We start from the raw sequence: 15,548 nt of genomic DNA on the forward strand, positions 1-15,548 counted from the left end.
CCAACGTGATCGATCGGAAGGCCCTCGAGGCCGCCGTCAACGCGTTGTCCGACACATGGAAACCGCGGCGACGCGCCGCGCGAACAAATTAGACCTCAAGCGCCATCCAAAAGGGCCGCAGAGCTACGCTTACGATGAGGTCCACCTCAAGTTGGCTTATCGGTGGTTCTGTTGGCTGGGTCTGGACGACGCAGTACCGGACCACTCGACGTTCTCCAAGAACAGGCATGGCCGCTTCCGACAGAGCGACCTCTTCCGTCGCGTGTTCGAGAGCGTTTTGAGCCGCTGTATCGAGGAGCGGCTGGTCGGGGGTGAAGGATTTGCGGTCGATGCGAGCCTGATCAAGGCCGATGCTAATCGGCAGAAGGGGATCGAAGGAGACAAGGGACTTGCGCCGGAGGCTGCCGGTCGGGCGATCGACGAGTATTGTCCGTGCTCGATGATGCCGCTTTCGGAGCGGCGACCGAAGTCACGCCGAAGTTCGTGTCGCCCTCCGATCCGGCGGCGCGCTGGACGGGCGCGCACGGTGGCCAAGCCTTCTTCGCCTACTCGACGAACTACCTGATCGACGTCGAGAACGCGATCATCGTCGATGTCGAGGCGACCACGGCAATCCGGCAGGCGGAGGTGTTGGCCGCCAAGCGCATGATTGAGCGCTCGCTCAAACGGTTCGATCTCTACCCGAACCGGCTCCTCGGCGACAGCGGCTACGGCTCGGCCGAGATGCTCGCCTGGCTGGTCTATGAGCACGGTATCGAGCCGCACGTTACAGCCTGCCGACGCCGGTCCGACGATCGCGAGTTCCGGCTCGCAGAGGCTGCAGCTCAACATCGGGATGTCGAGCCCGGCGGCTTCGGTCGCGGCGAGTCGTCGCGCGAGAAGATCCCGTCAGTGCGGGCTGACTTGTGACTTGTCGAAGACCGTGCATTACACCCTCGGCCTATTTCGAGAGCATTCGCCTGCCCGAGAACCGCGCATTCGTCGCGCGCTGGAAAGCGCGTTACGGCGCTGAAAGCAGCCCCTCCGTCGACGGGCAGTCTGCCTATGTCGCGGTTTATCTATTGGCGCGCGGCCTGCAGCGCGCGGGCACGTCGAACATCGGCGAGGTCCGGCGCGCCGCGGCCGGCTATCGCTACAATTCGCCGCAAGGGCCGGTATGGATCGATGGTAGCAACAACCATTGCGTCCTTACACCGCGGCTCGCCGTGTCCAATCCGCACGGACAGTTTGATATATTCTGGGAAGCCGATGCCCCTGTTAAGCCTGATCCTTATCTGACGCAGCTCGACGTCGCCGTCAGTCCGTCGCGGGAGACCACGACGGGCGAGACTTCGCCGAATGCGCCGCATTTGCGGGTCGTGAAATGAGCAGACCGTCTTCATTTTCGCTGCGGGGACGCAAAGCGCTCGTCGCCGTCAAGGACGAACGCGACACCTCGATCGTCAAGCGTCAATTCGAACGTCTCGGGGTCGACAGCATCGCATGGACGCCGTCGGAAACGATCGACTTCGTTCCAGACGTGGCGTTGATCGACGATGAATTCCTGCCGCTGCCGCGGCCTGCGCAACGCATATTTCACGAGCGCTGTCCGGTGATCGCCCTGCTCGGCACGGAAACACCGAGCCGGCTGAAACTGGTACTGGAACTCGATCCGGCGTCGTTTCTCGTCAAGCCGTTGCGCTCGGCGGGTATCTACGCGGCGCTCGTCATGGCTTTCGAGCGCAACGAGCGCACGAGCGAGCTGAAGCAGCAGGTCGTCAAGCTGGAACAGCGGCTGCGGTCGCGCCGCATCGTGCTCGCCGCGGTGCTCCATGTCATGCACGCCCACTCACTCGCGGAGCCGGCAGCCTTTGCGCTGATCCGTCGATCCGCGATGGAGCAGCGCAAGTCGATCGAGGAGCTCTCGGCTGAGATTACGGCACGAGGCTCATTGCCGAGGGCAACGGGCTAAGTCACTAAATCAGCCGAGCGGGAGTGCGGCTTTCCGAATTCCTTGGATTGAGAGTATCATTCAGGCCGAAACCGGTCGCATCTCGGGCCTGTCCGGGAAACGTGGGCATTGGCCGCACGACCATTGTGCCCTTACAGAGGCAGTCTACATTTCATGACCTGCGCGGCACGGCGGTGGTTCGGTTGGCGATTGCCGGCGCCAGCTACCGCAGATCGCAGCCGTGACCGGACACTCACTCAAGGACGTCGAGGCTATTCTCGATGCGCACTACCTCGGTCGCGATATTAAGCTCGCTGAAGCCCCCGTGCTGAAGCGCGAAGAAAACTGTAAAATGGCCTGTAAAACGAGGCCACCTACCGCTTCGCGCCTGATGCTAAGTGTTTGATCTATATGGTGGGCGCACCAGGGCTCGAACCTGGGACCCGCCGATTAAGAGCCCGGAAACAGTCCGGTTCGTACGCCGGAACCGCCGATTGCCGCACCAGTACAGAGGCAATCCTTCCCGAGGAGCAGATTTCGCATAGCCTTGGACTTAGCGGCCGAGCCAAAGGCCTCATTAATACGGCGTTCAAGACATGCCGAAACGTAAGACCGACAAGCTCGCCCGCGCAAAAGCACGGCCCGATCCGGCCCAATGGGGAGAGGACGAAGTGATGACCCTTGTCGAGGCTGCTACGGTGTTCTTTCCGCACGGTCCATTGACATTATCCTCGTTGCGCAGGGCGGCGACCGCAGGGACTCTTGAAATCGCCAAAGTGGCAGGCAAAGATTTGACGACACCTCGCGCAATCCGCAAATTAGTGAAGCCGTCATGCCGGGCCGCAAAGCCAAGCCGCCACGACTCTGGTTTAGAGAGGACGATGAAACCTGGATCATCCTCGACCGTGGTCGGCAAATCCGCACAGGCCGCAGCCGCGACGACATTGACGGAGCTGCGAAGGCGCTCGAAGCTTACATCGGCGAGCGGCATACCAGCACGATCGGAGCAACCGACCCTAGCGTCCTCGCAATAGCCGACGTTCTCACAGCCTATGAGGTTTCAAAGCGGCCCAAGGATAAGAGCGACGAACGCGCATGGGAGCAGCACGACCTACTGCTCATTCGCCTGCTCGATCTCAACAATTTCTTTGGCGACAAAACCGTCAGCGAGCTCAAAGCCCAGCTCTGCCGTGACTTTGTCGACTGGTCTACCGGCACCGCGAACGACAATAATAGGAAAGCCGGCATCAAGCCGCGCAACGGGACTGTCTCTGATCAAACCGCGCGACGCCGGCTTGAAGATTTGCGAGCTGCGGTGAACGCCTACCACGCCGAGCACACGCTCAGCGTCGTTCCGAAAATCACTCTTCCTCCCAAGGCAGATGGGCGACACCGCTGGCTGACGCGCAATGAGGCAGCGCGCCTGCTTGGTGCAGCGATCGGCTACGTGTGGGACATCGAGCTGTCGACGTGGAAGCGCAGGGAAGACGGCGCGCTCGTGCGCAGGGAACGGTGGATCATTCGTCGTCGCTATCCTGCGGCGCGCTTCTGCCTAGTTGGCATCTATAGCGCTCGTCGCGAGGAGACGATCCGGCGCACCCAGTGGCTGCCAACAACAACGCATCCTTGGATGAACCTGGAGGCGATGGTCTACCAGGGCAGAGGGGCGCTGGAGCGGTCAACCAAGAAGCGGCGGCCGCCGGCAAAGATCGCCAGCCGTCTGCGCCCCCACCTGGTTCGTTGGCGCAGGATTGACCATGCTCGGTCGGCAGAACTCCGCGCCGCTGGGGTCATGAGGGAAGGCGAGCAAATCAGGTTCGTCGTGAACCGCATGCACGACGGCCAGCCGCTTGCCGGCAAGATAAGGTCAGCTTGGGAAGGCATTCTGGAGGATGCGGGGCTAGGCGATGACGTGGTCCGGCATTCGCTACGCCATACCGCAGCGACTTGGCTGATGCAGGCAGGCGTGGACATGTGGGAAGCCGCCGGCTGGCTCGGAATGACGGTTGAGCAATTGGAGGCCAATTATGGCCATCACCACCCGGAATTCCAGGAAGAGGCGGCGGAAGCGTTTGGGGGAAGGCGCTGAGCGGGACGCTATTCCCCACGAGCTATTCGCGCCTTGAGGTCAGCCAAAATCAGCTCGTAGGTCCTGAGGGAGGACTTGTGGTGCTTGATCATGTCCGGGGTTACATCGCGCCAGGGGCCGTTCCCCTCGCGCTCCCCGATCGTCATTTTTCCCGCTTCGAGCGGTTCAAGATCGTCGCGGATCTGCCTTGCCTGCTCTTCGACGTCCTTGGCGTACGCCTCAAGATCGACGGGCATGGCAGATGTGCCTCAAATCATTGCGCATTTCATTGCGCACAAAAAACATCGAAACTATAAGTACTTGAAATAATGGTCGGAGTGGCAGGATTCGAACCTGCGACCCCTGCGTCCCGAACGCAGTGCTCTACCGGGCTGAGCCACACTCCGACAAGAGGCCGGCTTATAGCGTCGGGTGTGGCGCACCGCAAGCGGCCGAGCTGAGGAATTTTATCCCTGTGAAAACGGGCCTTGAAACACTGATTTTGCCAGCCGGCGAGGCCGGCGCGGAAGCCGCCGCCCGGACCCTGGCCGCCGGAGGGCTGGTCGCGTTTCCGACCGAGACGGTCTACGGGCTCGGCGCCGACGCCGCAAATGCCACGGCGGTGGCCCACATCTACAGCGCCAAGGGACGGCCGGCGTTCAATCCGCTGATCGCCCATGTCCCCGACCTTGCGGCCGCGCGGCGGATCGGCCGGTTCGATGCGCGCGCGTTGAGGCTCGCAGAAGCGTTCTGGCCGGGACCGCTGACGCTCGTGGTGCCGAAGACGGATGATTGCCCGGTGGCGGAGCTCGCCACCGCCGGCCTCGACACGGTCGCGGTCCGCATTCCCGCCCACCCCGTCGCAGAGGCGATCCTGCGCGCCTTTGGCAGGGCGGTGGTGGCGCCGTCCGCGAACATCTCCGGCCACGTCTCGCCGACGCTGGCCGCCCATGTCGAGAGTGACCTTGCGGGCCGGATCGACCTGATCATCGACGGCGGGCCGGTCGCTGTCGGAGTCGAGTCGACCATTGTCGGCTGCTTCGAGGCGCCGATGTTGCTCCGCCCCGGCGGGCTCTCGCGCGAACGGATCGAGGCCGTGCTTGGCGCGCCGCTGACGCGGCCGCCTGTCGAGACAGAGAGCGACGACAGCCAGCCGCTGGCACCGGGCATGCTGGCCTCGCATTATGCGCCGCGCGCCAAGGTGCGGCTCCATGCGCGGGATGTTGCGCCAGATGAAGCGCTGCTCGCGTTCGGCCCCGCGCGCCTGCCCGGCCAGGAGACCGCCGCCGCCGTCATGAATTTGTCGCCCGCGGCTGATCTCGATGAAGCTGCGGCCAACCTGTTCGGCTATCTTCGGGCGCTCGATGCGAAGGCGCCCAAGACGATTGCCGTCATGGCCATCCCCGAGCAGGATCTGGGCGAAGCCATCAACGACCGGCTGCGCCGCGCGGCGGTTGCGCGATAGCGCATGATCCGGAAAAGTGTGCAGCGGTTTTCCGATAAGATCATGCGCAAGAGACAAGAGCGAAGTAGAGACGAGACGATGAACATCAATCAATCCGCGGCCCCGCCGCTTGCGCCCGAGCTGATCGAGAAATTCCGCAAGATCGTCGGCGACAGGCACGCGATCACCGAAGCGGCCGATATCCAGGCCTACGTCACCGAGGAGCGCAACCTCTTCCACGGCCGCTCGCCGCTGGTGCTGCGCCCTGCCTCGACGGCAGAGGTCTCCGCGATCTGCAAGCTCGCCTCCGAGCACGGAATCGCGCTGGTGCCGCAGGGCGGCAACACCGGACTCGTCGGCGGCCAGACGCCGCACAATGGCGAAGTGGTGGTGTCGCTGCGGCGCATGGACAGGATCCGCGAGGTCGACACGGCGTCCAACACCATGACCTGCGAGGCCGGCGTCGTGCTGCAGATCGCGCAGCAGAAGGCTGCCGACGTGGACCGGCTGTTTCCGCTCTCGCTCGGCGCGGAGGGGAGCTGCACCATCGGCGGCAATCTCTCGACCAATGCCGGCGGCACGGCCGCGCTCGCCTATGGCGTGGCGCGCGAGATGGCGCTGGGGCTGGAAGTGGTACTCGCGGATGGGCGCGTGCTCAATTTGCTGTCGAAGCTGAAGAAGGACAACACCGGCTACAATCTGCACAACCTCTTCATCGGCGCGGAAGGCACGCTCGGCATCATCACCGCGGCGACATTAAAGCTGTTTCCGAAGCCGCGGGCGATCGAGACCGCTTATGTCGGGCTGAAGTCGCCCGAGGCGGCGCTGAAGCTGCTGGCGATCGCGCAGAGCGAAGCGGCCAATACGCTGACGAGCTTCGAGCTGCTGTCGGAGATGGCGGTGGATTTCTCGGTGCGCCACGGCAACGACGTGCGCGATCCGCTTCCCGAGAAGCACCCCTGGTACGTGCTGATGGAATTGTCCTCCCCCGGCGACGATGCCCGCACGCTGCTGGAGACGATCCTCGCGCGCGCCATGGAAGAGGAGATCGTCGACGACGCCGTGATCGCGGCCAACCTCACCCAGCGCAACGGCTTCTGGAAATTGCGCGAGGAGATGTCGTGGGCGCAGAAGCCCGAGGGCGGATCGATCAAGCACGACATCTCGGTGCCTGTTGCCGCCGTACCCGCCTTCATCGAGGAGGCCAACGCCGCCGTGGTGAAGCTGATCCCCGGCGCGCGGCCGGTGCCGTTCGGCCATCTCGGCGACGGCAATCTGCACTACAATGTCAGCCAGCCCATTGGTGCCAACACCGCGGATTATCTGGCGCGCTGGCACGAGATGAACGCCGTGGTGTTCGAAATCGTGCTGCGCATGGGCGGCTCGATCTCGGCCGAACACGGCATCGGCGTGCTCAAGCGCGACGAGCTGCCGGAGGTGAAGGACAAGACCGCCATCGAGCTGATGCGGTCGATCAAGGCGATGCTCGACCCGCACGGCATCATGAATCCGGGGAAGGTGCTGTGACCGTAGCTGCTCTGACGATTGATGCCATCAGTGATGCCGATATCGAAAACGTCGTTGCGCTGTGGCAGCGCTGCGGCCTGACGCGGCCCTGGAACGATCCGCATGCCGACATCGCGCTGGCGCGGCGGCGCGACAATTCGACGGTGCTGATCGGCCGCGACAATGGCGCGATCGCCGCAACCGTCATGGTCGGCCATGATGGCCATCGTGGCTGGGTCTACTACGTCGCGGTCGATCCTGATGGGCGCAAGCGCGGCCATGGCCGCGCCATCATGGCGGCGGCCGAGCACTGGCTGCGCGCAGCCGGCATCGCCAAGCTGCAGCTGCTGGTCCGCCGCGAGAATGCGCAGGCGAATGCGTTCTATCAGTCGCTCGGCTTCGAGGAATCGACGTCGGTGATGTTCCAGAAGTGGCTCGACGGCCGCGAACACTGAAAGACAGTCATGACCATCTCCGACCGCGTCCGCATCAAGGACGTCCGCGTGCTCTCGAACGGCTGGACGACGCTGAAGACCACCACGTTCGAGTACCGGCGCGCCAATGGCGCGTGGCAGACACAGCACCGCGAGACCTACGAGCGCGACAATGCCGCGGCCGTGCTGCCGTATAACCGCGCCGCGCGCACCGTGATCCTGGTGAAGCAGTTTCGCCTGCCGGCATTCATCCGAGGACATGACGACCTGTTGATCGAAGCTGCCGCCGGCGTGCTGGACGACGCCTCGCCGGAGGTGCGCATCCGCGCCGAAGCCGAGGAAGAAACCGGCTATCGCCTGCACGACGTCCACAAGGTGTTCGAGGCCTTCATGAGCCCGGGCGCCATCACCGAAAGGCTGCACTTCTTCGTCGCCGAATACGAGCCGGACATGCGGGTCAGCGCCGGCGGCGGGCTCGAACACGAGGGCGAGGATATCGAGGTGCTGGAGCTTGGCATCGACGAGGCCCTGGCGATGATCGCCGACGGGCGGATCATCGACGCCAAGGCGATCATGCTGCTGCAATACGCGGCGCTGCATATATTCAGATAGACTTGCTTACCCTCCCCTGGAGGGGGAGGGTCGGCTCATGTTGAGCGAAGCGAGACATGAGACGGGGTGGGGTGACGGTCTCTCCCCGTCCAACAGTGCCCGTGTGGAGAGATCACCCCACCGCGCTCGCGCTGCGCGCGATCGACCCTCCCCCTCCAGGGGAGGGTCAGAGCACCTTTCGCTCGGCTTCATCGCACAATGCAATTGTGGCCTGCGCCGCTCCGCCCCCGGTTGAGCTGATCCCGGACTACCTCTAGTCTGTCGTCAACTAGAACCAGGAGACGCGCCCATGTCCGCTCCGCGCGACGATGAATTCGGCTTTGCGCCCGACCATGATTCCCCGATTCCCTATATGCAGCGCACGCGGGATTATTACGCGGCGATCGGCTACACCACGCCGTATCGCTGGGCGCACTACACCACGGCGCCGTTCCAGCCGCTGAAGAAACCGCTGACGCAATCGCGGGTCACCATCATCACGACCGCCGCGCCCTACGATCCCACCAAGGGCGATCAGGGGCCGGGAGCGGCGTATAATGGCAGCGCGAAATTCTACCAGGTCTATGACGGCGACACCTCACAGCAGCACGATCTGCGCATCTCGCACATCGGCTACGACCGCAAGCACAGCTCGGCGACCGACAACGGCACCTGGTTTCCGCTACCGCAGCTCTTGAAGGCGGCCTCTGCTGGCCGGATCGGCGAGGTGAGCCGGCGCTTCTTCGGCGCACCGACCAATCGCAGCCATCGGGTCACGCTCGACACCGACGCGCCGGAGATTCTGGCGCGCTGCATCGCGGACAAGGTCGATGTCGCCGTGCTGGTGCCGAACTGCCCGGTCTGCCACCAGACCACGGCGCTGGTGGCGCGGCATCTGGAGGCAGGCGGGATTGCGACCGTGATCATGGGCTGCGCCAAGGACATCATCGAGCACGCCGCGGTGCCGCGCTTCCTGTTCTCCGATTTTCCGCTCGGCAACTCCGCCGGCAAGCCCCATGATATTGCCTCGCAGGCCCAAACGCTGGAACTGGCGTTGAAACTGCTGGAGACCGCGAGCGGCCCGCAGACCACGATGCAGTCGCCGCTGCGCTGGAGCGAGGATGCCTCCTGGAAGCTCGACTACAACAATGTCGCGCAGCTTTCGCCGGAAGAGCTGGCCCGCCGCCGCGCCGAATTCGACAAGCAGAAGGAGATCGCGCGCGGCAATCGCGCCGCCTAAAGCGCGATGAGACTTGGATGAATCGTCGTCGCGCTTTAGGTTTTTGTTTACGCATGATCTTTCCGGAAAACCGCTTCGCACTTTTCCGGATCATGCTTTGACGTCCTCAAATAAAACAGAACAACGAGGGGAGAGAGACGTGACGCGACCGTTCGAGGGCGTGAAGATCCTGGATTTTACGCAAGTGCTGGCCGGTCCTTACGCCAGCTACCAGCTTGCGCTCCTGGGCGCCGATGTCATCAAGGTCGAGCGGCGCGAGGGCGAGGACATGCGCCGCACGCCACTCTCACGCGAATGGGCCGAGCGCGGGCTGGCGCCGGCGTTCCAGGCCATCAACGGCAACAAGCGCAGCCTGACGCTCGATCTGCAAAAGCCCGATGCGATCGCCATCGTGAAGAAGCTCGCCGCGACCGTCGACGTCGTCATGGAGAACTTCCGCCCGGGCGTGATGGACAAGCTCGGCATCGGCTATGAGGCGCTCTCGGCGATCAATCCCAAGCTGATCTATTGCGCGGTATCGGGCTTCGGCCAGACCGGTCCCGATCGCCTGCGGCCCGGCTATGACGGCAAGATGCAGGCGCTGTCGGGCATCATGGCGATCACGGGTCACCCCGAAACTGGCCCGACACGCGCGGGCTTTGCAGTGTGCGACGTACTCTCCGGCGCGACGGCCGCGTTCGGCGTGTCGAGCGCGCTCTACCAGCGCGACCGCACCGGCAAGGGGCAGTTGGTCGACGTCTCCATGCTGGAAGCGACGATGGCGTTTCTCTCCGGGCAAATCGCGGACTGGTCGGTTGCCGGCCATCGCCAACAGCTGTCGGGCAATCAGGCCGTCAGCCGCAGGACCACGGCGAACCTGTTCAAATGCGGCGACGGCCACATCCTGCTCGCGGTCAACAACGAGAAGCAATATCGCGCGCTGATGTCTGCGCTCGGCCGCGAGGATACGCTCGCCGACCCGCGCTTCGCCGACTGGTTCTCCCGCAACGAAAACGAGCCGGCGCTGCGCGCCATTATCGAAGAAGCGCTCGCTGCAAAGCCGGCGCGCGAATGGGAGACCATTCTGGAAGACGCCGGCGCGCCCTGCGCCAGCATCTGGAAGGTCGAAGAGGTCATCGACCACCCGCAGATCAAGGCACGCGGCGCGATTCAGGAATTGGACACGCCCTACGGCCGACTGCGCTTTGCCGGCAGCGGCTTCAGGCTCGCCCATGGTGGCGGAAAGCTCGATCGGATGGCCCCGGAATTGGGCGCGGATACGGATGCGGTGCTGGGCGAGCTGGGGTTCGATGCAACCGAGATTGCAGCGCTCAGGGCGCGGGAAGTCGTCTGAGAGCTAGATCGCCTTCGCCGCGACCTTGGCTGCGGCGAGGATGTCGCGCCTGATGGCGTCATCCTTTACCGCGCGCGCCATGTCGGCGGCGCCGGTCAGGATCGCAAGCAGCGCCAGCGCGCGCTGCCGCGCATGCGTGCCGCGAAACCCCTGCGCGACGAGGTCCACGAGACGCTCCAACTCGCCCTGATAAACAGCGCGCGTTGCGGCGTCCGAGCGCGCGACGTCGGAGGAGAAGCTGGGTAGCGCACATGCCTCATCGAGGCCCACCTCCATCCGCTCACCCAGATAGAAATCGATGAACGGTTCGCGCCAACCGCCGCCATATTGAGCCTGGAACTGGGCGATGCCGCCGCGCAGGAAGGCGAGCCCGTCCGCGACCGCAAGCCGGAACGCATCCGCCTTGGATTCGAAATGGGCGTAGAACGCCCCCGACGTAAGGCCCGCGCCCTTGGCGAGCGCGTCCACCCCGGCGCCGCCGAATCCGCCGGTGCGGAAGCCGCGCCCGACCGCATCCGCCAGTCGCGCGCGCGCGTCACCATCGCTCTTCTTCGGTCGTGCCATCGCCGATCCCTCTCGATAGCGATCGTTATATTACGCTTGACGAGATAACGATCGTTATGTTTTATATAACGACCGTTATCTCACGGTGCAAAACTGGAGACTTCACATGCCCATTCAAATCATCGTTCCCGAAGGTGCACTGACGCCATCGGGGGAAGCCGAGGCGTTCGGCAAGCTGACGGAGCTGCTCCTGCGTCTGCACGGCCTCACGGGCAATCGCTTCATGACGCCGAACGTGATCGGTGAGGTGACCGTGGTGCCGAAACGCCGCACCTATTCCGGCGGCAAGCCTGCCGACATCGCCGTGTTCGAACTCAAGGTGCCTTCATTCGTGCTGCCGACGCAGGAGCTGAAGGACGCCTGGATCTCGGAGGGCACCGATATCATCGAGCGTGCCGCCGAAGGACGCATCAAGCGGGAGCACATTTTTGCAAATGTCAGCTACGCCGTGGATGGCGGCTGGGGCATCGGCGGCGAGGCGTTCAGCAATGCCGCGCTCGGATCGGCTGTCGCCGCGGCTTGAATCCGACACGATCGTAGGTCTCGTAGGGTGGGCAAAGGCGCGACGCGCCGTGCCCACCAACTTTCTCCGATCGCAACGAATGGTGGGCACGCTTCGCTTTGCCCACCCTACGGCAGCTTGCCTAGAACAGCGACCCCTGCCCGTCATCCGATGACGCAGCCGCCGCCTTCCGCACCGGCTTCTTCGGCTTCGCGGCCTCGGCTTCCGCTTCCATCTCTTCCGCGCTGATCGGCAAGAGCAGCTGCGCGTCGTCATTGGCGACGCGGTTGACGCGGGTGGAGACCGGGTGCCAGGCGAACTCGCCGATGCGAGGCGCCGTCATCAGCGGCAGGATCGCATCGATCTCGTCATCGCGATGATCGAGCCAGCGCTCGAAATCGCGCGGGCTGATGGTGACGGGCACGCGGTCATGCAGCGTGGCGAGATCCTCGCCGGCTGCCGCCGTCACGATCGCCGCCGTATCGAGTTCCTCGCCATTCGGCCCGATCCAGGTCTCGAACAGCGCGGCGAAGCCGAGCGGCGTGCGATCCGCGCGATGGATGAAGAACGGTTGCTTGCGGCCATCGATGGACTTCCATTCGTAATAGCCGTCGGCCGGGATCAGGCCGCGACGTCGCCGAATCGCGTGTCTGAACGCCGGCTTCTCCAACACCGTCTCGGAGCGGGCGTTGATCAGCAGCGTAAATCCCTTGGGATCCTTGACCCAGCTCGGCAGCAATCCCCAACGCATCAGGCGGAAATGGCGCGCGCCATTCTCGATCAGCACGACCGGAATCGGTTGTGTCGGCGCGACATTGTACCGGGGCGGGAAATTCGGCTGCTCGACGTAGCCAAACAATTGCCGCAAAGCCGCGGGGGCCGAAGTTATGACGAAGCGACCACACATCCTTGTGCCAATATAGGGTTCGTTGATGTCCTTTTAACCTCGAACGTTAACACTGCGGCGGATGAGCTCAATGGCCTCCCAACCCGCGACGCGCGCACAGACGGGCCCCGAGGCCGTGGCCTGGGCTGAGCGGCTGCGCGTGGCCAACATCAACCCGCGGACCGGGCTTGCCACTGACTATCTCAACCATTTCAATGAAGCCGTGATGCTCCTGGAGATGATCCCGGACATGCCGGAATGCGCCGAGGATTTTCTCACCTGGTCGCCGCTGTCCTATGCCGAGCACTTTACGGCCTCGAACTTCAAGGCACGGGATCTGGCCATCGAGGCCTATGAGAAGGCCGAGCCATCCGTGCGCGCCCAGTTCGACCACATCACGGACACCATGACCTCGATCCTGACGGCGGTCGGCTCGGCCATGCGTGAGGTCGACAAGGACACGACCCGCGTCCGGCTGGCCGAGCAGGCGACGGCCTGGGTCAAGCCGCTGATCGCGGCCTGCGGCGGCATCATCAATGGCGGCACGGAAGCCGACGTCGACACCATCATGGCGAATTGAGCTCATGAAGGTGGGTCAGACCTTGCTCCGCACGCCGTCTACCTCTCCCGTCGGGAGAGGTCGGCGCGTAGCGCCGGGTGAAGGGCTTTGGTCCCTCGCGTCGACTGCGCCCCCTCACCCGATTTGCTTCGCAAATCGACCTCTGCCAGCTGGGGAGAGATGAAGAAGCCATGGCCGGCGTCACCCAGCCCACCCATCCCCAGATCGCCGTCAGCGCGGCCATTTTTCGTGACGGCAAGGTGCTGCTGACCCGCCGCGCCCGCTCGCCCGCCAAGGGCTTCTATTCGCTGCCGGGCGGCCGGGTCGAATTTGGCGAATCGCTGCATCACGCGCTCAAGCGCGAGGTCGACGAGGAGACCGGGCTCGAGATCGAGATCGTCAGTCTTGCCGGCTGGCGCGAAGTGCTGCCGGCCGCACCGGGCGCCGGCCACTATCTGATCATGTCCTTTGCCGCCCGCTGGGTGGCCCGGGAACCGACCCTGAATGACGAGCTCGACGATTTCAGCTGGATCGCCCCGGACGCTCTCGGCAGCCTTGGCGGCCTTGGCGGCCTCAAGATGACCGGGGGGCTGGAGGAGATCATCCAGTCCGCCGCGCGCCTGATCCGTTCCTGAACGCGCCGCCTTGCGTCATCGGCCCCGAGGGGGCATACACGCCGCCGATGTTTCCGCGATTTCTGGCCATTTTTGCCCTCATTGTCGCCTGCGCCTCCGCGCCCACCCGGGCCCAGGACGCCGCGGCGCCGTTCGACGGCGATTTGCAGCGCCTGGCCGAGGTCCTCGGCGGCCTGCACTATCTGCGCGGCATCTGCGGCACCAACGAGGGCAACAAATGGCGCAGCGAGATGCAGGCGCTGATCGATGCCGAAACCCCCGCCGGCGAGCGCCGCACCCGCATGATCGCCGCCTTCAACCGCGGCTATAACGGCTTCCAGCAGACTTACAGGAGCTGCACACCGGCGGCGACGGTGGCGATCCGCCGCTACATCGAGGAAGGCTCGAAGATCTCGCGGGATCTCACGGCGCGATACGCGAACTGAGCTCGCTTGAACCCCGACATCGAGTTTGTTCACAGCCGTTAACCGTTCTTAAAGATGTGGCCTAGCGGTCGTTAATGCGCGTGCTACACCTCTCGCACAGCGCATCGCCGTGGATCGCGCCCCAGCCCTGATCGAGTTTCATGAGCCAGCCGATTTCCTACGCCCCCGCCCGCGCGCCGCTGCCCGACCATGAGCAGAAGCAGGCCGCCTTGAGCTATCTGAACGAGGCCTGGGCCGAAGCGCGCCATGACGGCGTTGATGGCGACTGCCTGGCGCAAGCGAGCCTTTTCGCAGCGCTGGCCGAGCTTGTCGGCACCTATGGCGAGGATGCCGTGGCAAAGTTCGTCGAGGGCTTTCCCGCGCGCATCCGCAACGGCGAGTTCTCTGTCTGCCTCGCGAAGCAGTAAGCTTGCGCGCGTCAATCCGTCTCGATCGGTAGCGAGGGGTCACTCGCCCATTCGCCCATCGAGGCGTCGTAGAGCGCGAGCTTGTCGTAGCCGAGCTGCGTCAGCAGAAACAAGTCGATCGTCGCCGAGATCCCCCCGCCGCAATAGAGAATCACGTTCTTGTCGCGCGTGACGCCTGCAGCGGCGAACTTCGCTTCGGCATCGGCCAGCGTCGTCAGCGTCTTGTTGCCATTCACGAGCGTCGCGGCCGGAACGTTGACGCTGCCGGGAACGCGGCCAGCCCGGCCGTAGCGGCTCGGCTCGAGTCCCCGGTGAAATTGCGGCCCGAGCGCGTTGACGGTGACGGTCGCGGGATCGCCGATGCGGGCCTTCACGAAGGTCTTGTCGACGAAGAAGCCGCCGCGCGGCGCCGCCTTCAGGGTCGTGGCCGGATAGCCCTTCGGCGCACCGGTCTCGATCGCCCGACCCTCTTCCTTCCATTTATCGAAGCCGCCGTCGAGCACCCGCGCGTCGACACCGAGGGAGCGCAGCATCCACCAGAACCGCGTCGACCACATCATTGTGCCGATGCTGTAGAGCACGATGGTCTTGCCGGCGTCCGCGCCGTGGCGACCGAACGCGGCTTCGAGCTGAGCGAGGCCGGGCATCATGAAGAACTGCAACGAGGAAGTGTCGGAGAACTCGCCTTGCAGGTCGAGGAAATCGGCACCGGGAATGTGGCCGGCCGCAAAGGTCCTGTCGCCGGGCACGGCGCGGTAGGGTACGTCGCTGCCTGACGGCGCAGGTTCGAGATAGGTCGTGCAGTCGTAGAGGCGCAGGTTGCGGGCGCCGAGGATGGTAGCGAGCTGCTCGGTGGTGATAAGGGCGGTGGGTTGGGACATCGGACTGCACTCCCCTGTCTCCCCGGCGTCGTCCCGGCGAAGGCCGGCAACTGTTATGTTGATGGTTCGACCTTATAGATTTTTCGGTCGCGCAGCATGGCGTTGAGGATGGTCAGCAGCTTCCTGGCGACAGCAATGAGGGC

General features: G+C 64.2%; 18 protein-coding genes, 1 tRNA gene and 1 pseudogene. 15 read left to right on the top strand and 5 right to left on the bottom strand.

All coding sequences use genetic code 11. From position 1 onward, the window contains the following. Positions 1-133: 133 nt before the first annotated feature. From JQ621_RS34890 to JQ621_RS34905, 4 genes and pseudogenes are all read left to right on the top strand, one after another. A pseudogene (locus tag JQ621_RS34890) lies at positions 134-768 on the top strand (transposase); the annotation flags it as partial. A 137-nt stretch (positions 769-905) separates the two neighbouring features. Beyond that, positions 906-1,367 carry a transporter substrate-binding protein gene (locus JQ621_RS34895; protein ID WP_312015477.1) on the top strand — a complete coding sequence of 154 codons (462 nt, stop codon included), beginning with the start codon at positions 906-908 and terminating at the stop codon, positions 1,365-1,367. Then, complete coding sequence (locus tag JQ621_RS34900; RefSeq protein ID WP_212241717.1) at positions 1,364-1,951, top strand: ANTAR domain-containing response regulator; 588 nt, start codon at positions 1,364-1,366, stop codon at positions 1,949-1,951. Before JQ621_RS34895 ends, JQ621_RS34900 begins: the two co-directional genes overlap by 4 nt. A gap of 811 nt (positions 1,952-2,762) precedes the next feature. Further along, on the top strand, positions 2,763-4,019 hold the full coding sequence (locus tag JQ621_RS34905) for a tyrosine-type recombinase/integrase (protein WP_212241718.1): 1,257 nt from the start codon (positions 2,763-2,765) through the stop codon (positions 4,017-4,019). Positions 4,020-4,027: 8 nt separating this feature from the next. On the opposite strand, the gene JQ621_RS34910 is transcribed toward JQ621_RS34905, so the two are convergent. Both JQ621_RS34910 and JQ621_RS34915 read right to left on the bottom strand, forming a co-directional pair. Then, positions 4,028-4,255 (bottom strand): hypothetical protein, encoded by a 228-nt coding sequence (locus JQ621_RS34910; RefSeq protein ID WP_212241719.1) that lies wholly within the window; start codon positions 4,253-4,255, stop codon positions 4,028-4,030. A gap of 73 nt (positions 4,256-4,328) precedes the next feature. Next, positions 4,329-4,405, bottom strand: a tRNA-Pro gene (locus tag JQ621_RS34915). Between the two features lie 68 nt (positions 4,406-4,473). Between JQ621_RS34915 and JQ621_RS34920 the strand changes: the two genes are divergently transcribed. The 6 genes from JQ621_RS34920 (at position 4,474) to JQ621_RS34945 (ending at position 10,546) form a co-directional block, all read left to right on the top strand. Then, positions 4,474-5,463 (top strand): L-threonylcarbamoyladenylate synthase, encoded by a 990-nt coding sequence (locus JQ621_RS34920; RefSeq protein ID WP_212241720.1) that lies wholly within the window; start codon positions 4,474-4,476, stop codon positions 5,461-5,463. A gap of 78 nt (positions 5,464-5,541) precedes the next feature. After that, positions 5,542-6,969, top strand: a complete 1,428-nt coding sequence (locus tag JQ621_RS34925) for an FAD-binding oxidoreductase (RefSeq protein ID WP_212241721.1) — start codon at positions 5,542-5,544, stop codon at positions 6,967-6,969. Further along, positions 6,966-7,403, top strand: coding sequence for a GNAT family acetyltransferase (locus JQ621_RS34930; protein ID WP_212241722.1), 438 nt, complete (start codon positions 6,966-6,968; stop codon positions 7,401-7,403). Before JQ621_RS34925 ends, JQ621_RS34930 begins: the two co-directional genes overlap by 4 nt. Positions 7,404-7,412: 9 nt before the next feature. Next, positions 7,413-7,994 (top strand): NUDIX domain-containing protein, encoded by a 582-nt coding sequence (locus tag JQ621_RS34935; protein WP_212241723.1) that lies wholly within the window; start codon positions 7,413-7,415, stop codon positions 7,992-7,994. Between the two features lie 289 nt (positions 7,995-8,283). Next, positions 8,284-9,213 carry a glycine/sarcosine/betaine reductase selenoprotein B family protein gene (locus JQ621_RS34940; RefSeq protein WP_212241724.1) on the top strand — a complete coding sequence of 310 codons (930 nt, stop codon included), beginning with the start codon at positions 8,284-8,286 and terminating at the stop codon, positions 9,211-9,213. 139 nt (positions 9,214-9,352) lie between these two features. Beyond that, positions 9,353-10,546: a CaiB/BaiF CoA transferase family protein gene (locus JQ621_RS34945; RefSeq protein ID WP_212241726.1), complete on the top strand. Its 1,194-nt coding sequence runs from the start codon at positions 9,353-9,355 to the stop codon at positions 10,544-10,546. Positions 10,547-10,549: 3 nt separating this feature from the next. Here JQ621_RS34945 and JQ621_RS34950 read toward each other — a convergent pair whose 3' ends face one another. Then, entirely contained in the window at positions 10,550-11,110 is a 561-nt protein-coding gene (locus JQ621_RS34950; protein ID WP_212241728.1) for a TetR family transcriptional regulator, read from the bottom strand. Between the two features lie 106 nt (positions 11,111-11,216). Between JQ621_RS34950 and JQ621_RS34955 the strand changes: the two genes are divergently transcribed. Beyond that, a complete protein-coding gene (locus JQ621_RS34955) occupies positions 11,217-11,633 on the top strand; it encodes a Tautomerase enzyme (RefSeq protein WP_212241730.1) in 417 nt (138 codons plus the stop codon). Between the two features lie 121 nt (positions 11,634-11,754). Here the strand turns inward: JQ621_RS34955 and JQ621_RS34960 are convergent, their stop codons facing one another. Continuing rightward, positions 11,755-12,519 carry an SOS response-associated peptidase gene (locus tag JQ621_RS34960; protein ID WP_212241735.1) on the bottom strand — a complete coding sequence of 255 codons (765 nt, stop codon included), beginning with the start codon at positions 12,517-12,519 and terminating at the stop codon, positions 11,755-11,757. A 61-nt stretch (positions 12,520-12,580) separates the two neighbouring features. Here JQ621_RS34960 and JQ621_RS34965 point away from each other — a divergent pair, with 61 nt between their 5' ends. The 4 genes from JQ621_RS34965 (at position 12,581) to JQ621_RS34980 (ending at position 14,524) form a co-directional block, all read left to right on the top strand. Then, the gene (locus JQ621_RS34965; RefSeq protein ID WP_212241736.1) at positions 12,581-13,078 is read left to right on the top strand and encodes a hypothetical protein; all 498 of its coding nucleotides are present in this window, start codon (positions 12,581-12,583) and stop codon (positions 13,076-13,078) included. A 170-nt stretch (positions 13,079-13,248) separates the two neighbouring features. Next, positions 13,249-13,692: an NUDIX hydrolase gene (locus tag JQ621_RS34970; RefSeq protein WP_212241737.1), complete on the top strand. Its 444-nt coding sequence runs from the start codon at positions 13,249-13,251 to the stop codon at positions 13,690-13,692. A gap of 47 nt (positions 13,693-13,739) precedes the next feature. Further along, positions 13,740-14,117 (top strand): TIGR02301 family protein, encoded by a 378-nt coding sequence (locus tag JQ621_RS34975; protein WP_212241738.1) that lies wholly within the window; start codon positions 13,740-13,742, stop codon positions 14,115-14,117. Positions 14,118-14,257: 140 nt separating this feature from the next. Then, a complete protein-coding gene (locus JQ621_RS34980) occupies positions 14,258-14,524 on the top strand; it encodes a hypothetical protein (RefSeq protein ID WP_212241740.1) in 267 nt (88 codons plus the stop codon). 11 nt (positions 14,525-14,535) lie between these two features. Here JQ621_RS34980 and JQ621_RS34985 read toward each other — a convergent pair whose 3' ends face one another. Then, on the bottom strand, positions 14,536-15,405 hold the full coding sequence (locus JQ621_RS34985; RefSeq protein WP_212241742.1) for a sulfurtransferase: 870 nt from the start codon (positions 15,403-15,405) through the stop codon (positions 14,536-14,538). Positions 15,406-15,548 lie beyond the last annotated feature (143 nt).

Origin of the sequence: Bradyrhizobium manausense (genome assembly GCF_018129685.1) — a bacterium.
In the GTDB taxonomy this organism is placed as follows: Bacteria; Pseudomonadota; Alphaproteobacteria; order Rhizobiales; family Xanthobacteraceae; genus Bradyrhizobium; species Bradyrhizobium manausense_D.